The organism is Bradyrhizobium sp. UNPA324, assembly GCF_006658635.1.
GTDB classification, from domain to species: Bacteria; Pseudomonadota; Alphaproteobacteria; order Rhizobiales; family Xanthobacteraceae; genus Bradyrhizobium; species Bradyrhizobium nanningense.
The window spans coordinates 1517586-1523585 of record NZ_LFJD01000004.1 but is presented as its reverse complement, the minus strand read 5'-3'; the positions used below and the strand labels follow the sequence as shown (position 1 = coordinate 1523585).

The window sequence follows — 6000 nt, the reverse complement described above, 5'->3', positions numbered from 1 at the left end:
CTCTTCCGACAGCCCCTTGGGGGCCTTGTCGGACTCGATCAGGGTCTCAAACCCATAACGATACTGATCGACGTCGATGCCGCGGACCCGTTCGATGGTTTCCTGAACCGCCGCCATCTATCGCTCCGTCCGCACGGGAAACTTCGCAGCCTGCGTCATCGGTCTGCCCTCAAGCCGGAATGCAGGTGTCGGGCACCGGACAGACGACCGCGCATTGTGCCGTGTCGAAATGCCCCTCACACTCGGTGCACTTCTTCGGATCGATCACGTACATGTCACGCTTGAGGCTGATTGCGGCATTTGGGCACTCGAATTCACATGCGCCGCATACCGTGCATTGCGAGGCGACGATCTTGTAGGACATGTGTTTCGACTCCTTGAGCAGGTGATGCCGTCAGACATCTCCCTTTCAAGCGTCGTGCCAACCGTGAAGAATAGGAAATTCAACGACTATTTGCGCAAGGCCGGTTGTCGTGGCCCCGACAGCATGTCGCATCTGCGACACTTGCCGTCAGAGTCGCTTGACCTCGATGCCGTACTTTTTCAGCGCGTAGCCGATTTGCCTCGGCGTCAGGCCCAGCAGGCGCGCCGCCTTGGCCTGGACCCAGCCGGACTTTTCCATTGCCGCAACAACGCGATCCCGGTCGGCGACGCTCCCAGCCGGCGACGCGGTGGCGGCATTCGACGCCGGCGCCACCGGCTCGACCACCGCCGGAAATCCGGCAGCAGCGGTCTCGCGCGGAGCGGCTGGAAGAGCAGAGAGCGGCACGATCGGCAACGAGCGCTGCTGCGCGCTCTCGGATCCACCCTTCCACAACATGGCCGACAAGCACTGACTATGACAGCATGCAAAATCGTTTCTGACGATTTCCGGGCCTGGCGCCAGCGTCGCAGTTCGCTGCACGCAGTTCTCCAGCTCCCGCACGTTGCCGGGGAAGCCACAGCTCATCAGAACCTCGATCGCGTGCCGATCGAAGCTCAGCGCGCGACCGTTTTCACTGTTGAAGTTCTTCAGGAACTCGTTGGCCAGCAGCGGAATGTCGCTGCGCCGCTCGCGCAGCGGCGGTAGCATCATCGGTACCACGCTGATCCGGTAATAGAGATCGGCGCGGAACTCGTTCCGCGCGACCGCTTCTTCCAGGTTGCGGTTGGTCGCGGCGATGACGCGGACATCGACCTTGATGGTCTGGTTGCCCCCGACACGCTCGAATTCCTGCTCCTGCAGCACCCGAAGGAGCTTGGCCTGGAACGAGGCCGAAATCTCGCCGATCTCGTCCAGGAACAGGGTGCCCTTGTCGGCGAGCTCGAACCTGCCCTTGCGCGAATTCAGCGCTCCGGTAAAGGCCCCCTTTTCGTGGCCGAAAAGCTCGGATTCCAGCACCGATTCCGGCAGAGCCGCGCAGTTGATTTTGATGAACGGGCGTTTGGCCCGCGGCGACAGCTCGTGAATGGCCTTCGCGATCAGCTCCTTGCCTGTGCCGGACTCGCCGCGCAGCAAGACCGTCGAGTTCGACTTGGCTACGACCGCAATCTTCTCGAGCAGCCCGCGTAGCGCTGCGCTGTCGCCGATGATGCCTTCAACGTGAACCCTGCGGCGATCGCGCGCTGGCTTGAGCTCGGAGAGCTCCTTCTGAAGGCGATAGCTCTCATGCATCAGCCGTTCGCGGTCCTGCGCGACGACGCGGTGCAATTTCACGGTCTGACCGACCAGATTGGCGACCATCGTCAACAGGCGCACATCGGAATCGAGCCGGTACAACGATCGCTCGTCCCAAACCCGATCGATCGTCAGCGTACCGACGACCTTGGCATCGATGCGGATCGGAACGCCGATGAACGACACGCGCGTCGTCTGCGAGGCCCCGAGAGCCTTCACATCCATCGGACCGAAAGCCGGATGGGTGGCGATGTTCTCCGCGACCAGCGGCATCGCGGTCGCAACGACCTGGTCGACGGCCTTCTGCGGCAACCGCCCACGATAGCGCTCGTCGCTGCCCTCGCTCCAACCGGCGCCAACCGCAAGATCGGGAATGCCGTCATCGGCGAGCAGCGCAACGACGCCATGACGCATCTGGAGAAACGATTGCAGCAGGTTCACGACGTTGGCGAGCGTCGTCTCCAGCCGTGTCGGCGCCGTCAATATCTTGGAGATCTCGAAAATGCCGGTCAGCGCGATCTCATTCAGCGGCACGATCGGCGCAGTCTGATCGGCCGGCGGACGTTCAACCAATGGAGCAGCATTCAGCATGACGGAATCTCCGTTGCCCGTTTCATCCTCCCCGCCGCACTCTTCGGAATTTGTCGTATTCTCATTCATGTCGTGTCGGGAGTCGCGCTCAACTTGTCAGCATCGCTGCAAAAAGATTCCGTCGCACTTGCACGCTTTGTCATCCGTGTCGCGGAATTGACCGTCGGAATGGGCGTCACGCGCGAAAGCGGGATCGCCGCATTGATCTAGCGCAAGTCGACAAAGTTTCTTTGGCGATCGACGCCTGCCGCTTGATCACACGTGCTGCCCTCCGTTGATCGGTACTTCCGCACCGGTGACGTAGCTGGCCGCATCCGAGCACAGGAAGAAGATCACCTTCGCGACCTCGTCGGGCGTACCGACACGATGCAACGGGATGATCGGCGCCAACTGCGCTTCGGTCTCCGGCGACAGGATGTCCGTCTTAATCTCCCCCGGAGCGATCGCATTCACGCGAATTCCGAACTGCGCGTAGTCGTGCGCCATCTCGCGGGTCAGACACGCAAGTGCCGCCTTCGACGTCGCATAGGCGCTGCCGGCAAACGGATGAACCCGGGAACCTACGATCGACGTGACGTTGACGATCGAGCCGGCGGCCTGCTTCAATTCCTCGACCAGGCCCTGGGCGAACAGGATCGGCGCGAGCAGGTTGACGTGGAACACGCTCATCCAGGTTTCGACCGGTGTCGTCAGCGAGTTCAACCGGCTGCCGTCGGCGGCCTTGGGCGAGATGCCGGCATTGTTGATCAGCGCATGCAGCGGCTGGCCGTCGAGCCGTTCCTTGATATCCGCGACCGCGCGCGGCAACGCGCGATGGTCGCTCAATTCGACCTGAACGTGGTTGTCCGCTCCCGAATCCCACGGGCATCGATCACCATCGAACGGCTGCCGCGAGCAGGTGATGATCCGCCAGCCGGCATCGGAAAACAGCTTTCCCGTGGCGTGACCGATACCCCGCGACGCACCGGTCAATACGAGCGTTTTCCGCGCCCCGTGTTGTGCGCGCGACTTGTCGCCGTGAAACGGGCACAGGGCGACATCGGGTGCCGACGTGTCGCCCGGCGCGCCGTCGCGGTCCAGCAGATCGAGCGTCACGCAAAGCTCCTCACCGCGCCCCGGCGGGCGCCACACGATGACAACAGGAGCAACTTTGCAGGATTTGGGCCACGCTCTGCCGGCCAATCACGACGATTTTCGGCGCTCGGTGTCCGCTTCGCGACACGTTGAAAGATTTGCAACAGGGAGCGTTGAGTTTCGGACCAAACAACGCCGTCCCGGTGCGCTCCCTCTTCCTGAACGTTGATCGGCAGTTGAGAGCTGCTTTTCAATCGTTCCAAATGGCCCGGCTCTTGCTCTTCCCGTCTCAACGTTCATTCGCGCCCTGTCGTGCTGCACTTTTCCTGCAAAAGTGGTTTCAAATGCTCCAGCCGAACGACCAACGACTCTTTGCTGTTATCCTCGGCACCAATGAGATCGCATCCGCGATCGGCATTCGGCTCGTGCGCGCTGGCTATGGCGTGGTGCTGTCGCATGATCCGGATCCGCCGGTGATCCGCCGCAAGATGGCCTTCCACGACGCGCTCTTCACCGACACCGCGCAACTCGAGGACATCGTTGCCGAACGTGCGGACGACGGCATGCAGGTCTACCAGGCCCTGCGCGGGCCGGTGCGAATCCTGGTCACCTGGCTCGGCCTACTCGACCTGCTTCCCGTCCGGCAAATCGACCTCCTCATCGATGCGCGTCTTCAGAAGCGTCGGATCACGCCCGACCTCAGGCGGCTGGCCCGGCTGACTATTGGTCTCGGCCCCGGGTTCTCGTCGAACTTCAATTGCGACCTCGCAGTGGAGACGCGTCCGGGCAGGATCGGACTCGTCTCTGACCAGCGCTGGACAGACGCAGCCGACGGCGTTGCGAGCACCCTGGGCGATATCGGAGCGGAACGCTTTGTCTATTCGCGGTTTGCGGGGCGATGGCACACACCGATCGAGATCGGCACCCGCGTCTACCGGGATCTCGTGCTCGGCCACCTCTCCGGCGTGCCGGTGCTCGCGCCGCGCGACGGCATCTTGCGCGGCATCGCCCGCGACGGCAGCGAAGTTCCAGCCGGCGTCAAGCTGCTGGAGATCGACCCGCGCGGCCGCGACGCCCAATGGAGCGGAACGGACCAGCGCGGCCGCGCCATCGCCAACGCCACCATCGCCGCCGTCAGGCTCCACGCCGCGCGACGCATCACGCAACGGAATCCGGCATGATCGTCTGTTCCTGCAACATCATCAGCGATCACGACATCAGGGGCGCGGTCGTTTCGACCGACGACGAGCTGTTCTCGGCCGCACAGGTCTACGACTGCCTGGGTTGCACGGTCAGGTGCGGACGATGTTCACATTCCGTGAAGCGGATTCTGGAGGAGCGGCCGGTTCATCGCGCACGGCATTTGGAGGCCCTTGGAGCCATGGTGGTTCACACGGAGCAGGGTTTGGAACGAGTCGAGTGAAGATAGTAGAGACAATGGAGGCGTGCAAACCAGCCGGATTTGAACGCACGGGCGGGCTTCCTACTTGGGCCGATTGGCCGGCCCTACCCTCACCGCACCACCCGGTAGGCCTTCGCCCCGCTTCCGCCTCGGCCCTCTGCCGCCTTGCCCCGGTCGGTCACCCACATCACGCCGATCCGCGCCAGCATCACCGGCCCGCCGCGCTCGACGACTAGAAGCAAGGGGCCTTGGCCCGACACCCTAGTCACGCGCGTGAGCCACGCTGCTGCTATTATAGTGCTTGTAGTCGTATGGTTGAAAACGCCATTTGCCCCTCAGTTGAACATATCTGAACAGGAATCTATCCGTTCTTTGCTGACCAAAAACGTCAGTGTAGGCGACACTTCCAAAGAACCACAGGTACGCTTCTCCCCGAAACCAACGGCAGCGCATCAGCAACGCTATTAATGGGTACGATATCTGCGCAAACCTGACCATCGGTGGTCGCGCCCGGTTCAATCATGTGCTGCGATGGGATTTGCTCAGATACGGAATAGACGGGGCCGGGAGGTCGGAACGACAACGCAATTCCGTGACTATTCTCCCTGTATATCGCTGGCGTCTTTCCATAATTTTTCAGAGCATACTCGACCCCGGCATTGTTGCCAAACCCCATGTCAGGAGAATTGGGATAGAGCATTGCCGCGTGCACAAATCGGTCCAACGTGTGCTGCTTGATAATAACGTAGAACCTTGCTCTCTCAACCTCAATAACGGCCTGCGCACTGGCCTTTGCCGCCTTGGCAGCATCCTAATTTCTAAATCGACCAGAACCAAAATCGACTTCACCAAAGTGATGGTCATCAAACAGCGCGGTGTCCTGAACTCATTTGCGAAGTTTGATTGCTACATGAGCGCGAGCGAGATCGCGGACGAAGAACTGAGAGACATCGTTCATCATCAACTTGCCCACTGCTCTATGCAACCCAACATCGATGGTCGGCTGTCATGGGGCGCCACGGATGCCGGATGGATCATCTCGCGCATGATTCAAACGGGCAAGTTGTGAAGTGGGCGCGGGTCCCTCTGGGGGCCCCCTCCCCTACGGCCTAAGCGCGCCCCAGAAAATCGCTAGCCGCACAAGGCCGATCTTGGGTTGACACGGTTGACAGGTTGACACAGCGGCAGCTGTAGCTACTTGGTCGGCGCGCCGGGTAGCACAAACTCGCAGCGATACGTTCGACGGTACTCGGAATCAGGGGGTGCGCTATCACCT

At 61.5% G+C, this 6000-nt stretch carries 7 protein-coding genes; 3 read left to right on the top strand and 4 right to left on the bottom strand.

What is annotated here, in order from left to right; genetic code table 11:
- Window positions 1–169 precede the first annotated feature (169 nt).
- The 3 genes from UNPA324_RS07420 to UNPA324_RS07410 form a co-directional block, all read right to left on the bottom strand.
- The gene (locus tag UNPA324_RS07420) at window positions 170–364 is read right to left on the bottom strand and encodes a 4Fe-4S binding protein (protein ID WP_092184483.1); all 195 of its coding nucleotides are present in this window, start codon (window positions 362–364) and stop codon (window positions 170–172) included.
- 147 nt (window positions 365–511) lie between these two features.
- Window positions 512–2248: a nif-specific transcriptional activator NifA gene (nifA, locus tag UNPA324_RS07415; protein WP_141934221.1), complete on the bottom strand. Its 1737-nt coding sequence runs from the start codon at window positions 2246–2248 to the stop codon at window positions 512–514.
- A 255-nt stretch (window positions 2249–2503) separates the two neighbouring features.
- On the bottom strand, window positions 2504–3343 hold the full coding sequence (locus tag UNPA324_RS07410) for an SDR family NAD(P)-dependent oxidoreductase (protein WP_128919587.1): 840 nt from the start codon (window positions 3341–3343) through the stop codon (window positions 2504–2506).
- Window positions 3344–3666: 323 nt separating this feature from the next.
- Between UNPA324_RS07410 and UNPA324_RS07405 the strand changes: the two genes are divergently transcribed.
- Entirely contained in the window at window positions 3667–4503 is an 837-nt protein-coding gene (locus UNPA324_RS07405) for a xanthine dehydrogenase (RefSeq protein ID WP_141938738.1), read from the top strand.
- The gene (locus UNPA324_RS07400) at window positions 4500–4745 is read left to right on the top strand and encodes a (2Fe-2S)-binding protein (RefSeq protein WP_141934220.1); all 246 of its coding nucleotides are present in this window, start codon (window positions 4500–4502) and stop codon (window positions 4743–4745) included. The genes UNPA324_RS07405 and UNPA324_RS07400 overlap by 4 nt, the downstream gene beginning before the upstream one ends.
- An 89-nt stretch (window positions 4746–4834) precedes the next feature.
- Here the strand turns inward: UNPA324_RS07400 and UNPA324_RS35055 are convergent, their stop codons facing one another.
- On the bottom strand, window positions 4835–4993 hold the full coding sequence (locus UNPA324_RS35055) for a hypothetical protein (RefSeq protein ID WP_164936263.1): 159 nt from the start codon (window positions 4991–4993) through the stop codon (window positions 4835–4837).
- Between the two features lie 437 nt (window positions 4994–5430).
- On the opposite strand from UNPA324_RS35055, the gene UNPA324_RS07395 reads away from it, so the two are divergent.
- Window positions 5431–5793 (top strand): hypothetical protein, encoded by a 363-nt coding sequence (locus tag UNPA324_RS07395; protein WP_141934219.1) that lies wholly within the window; start codon window positions 5431–5433, stop codon window positions 5791–5793.
- Window positions 5794–6000: the final 207 nt, after the last annotated feature.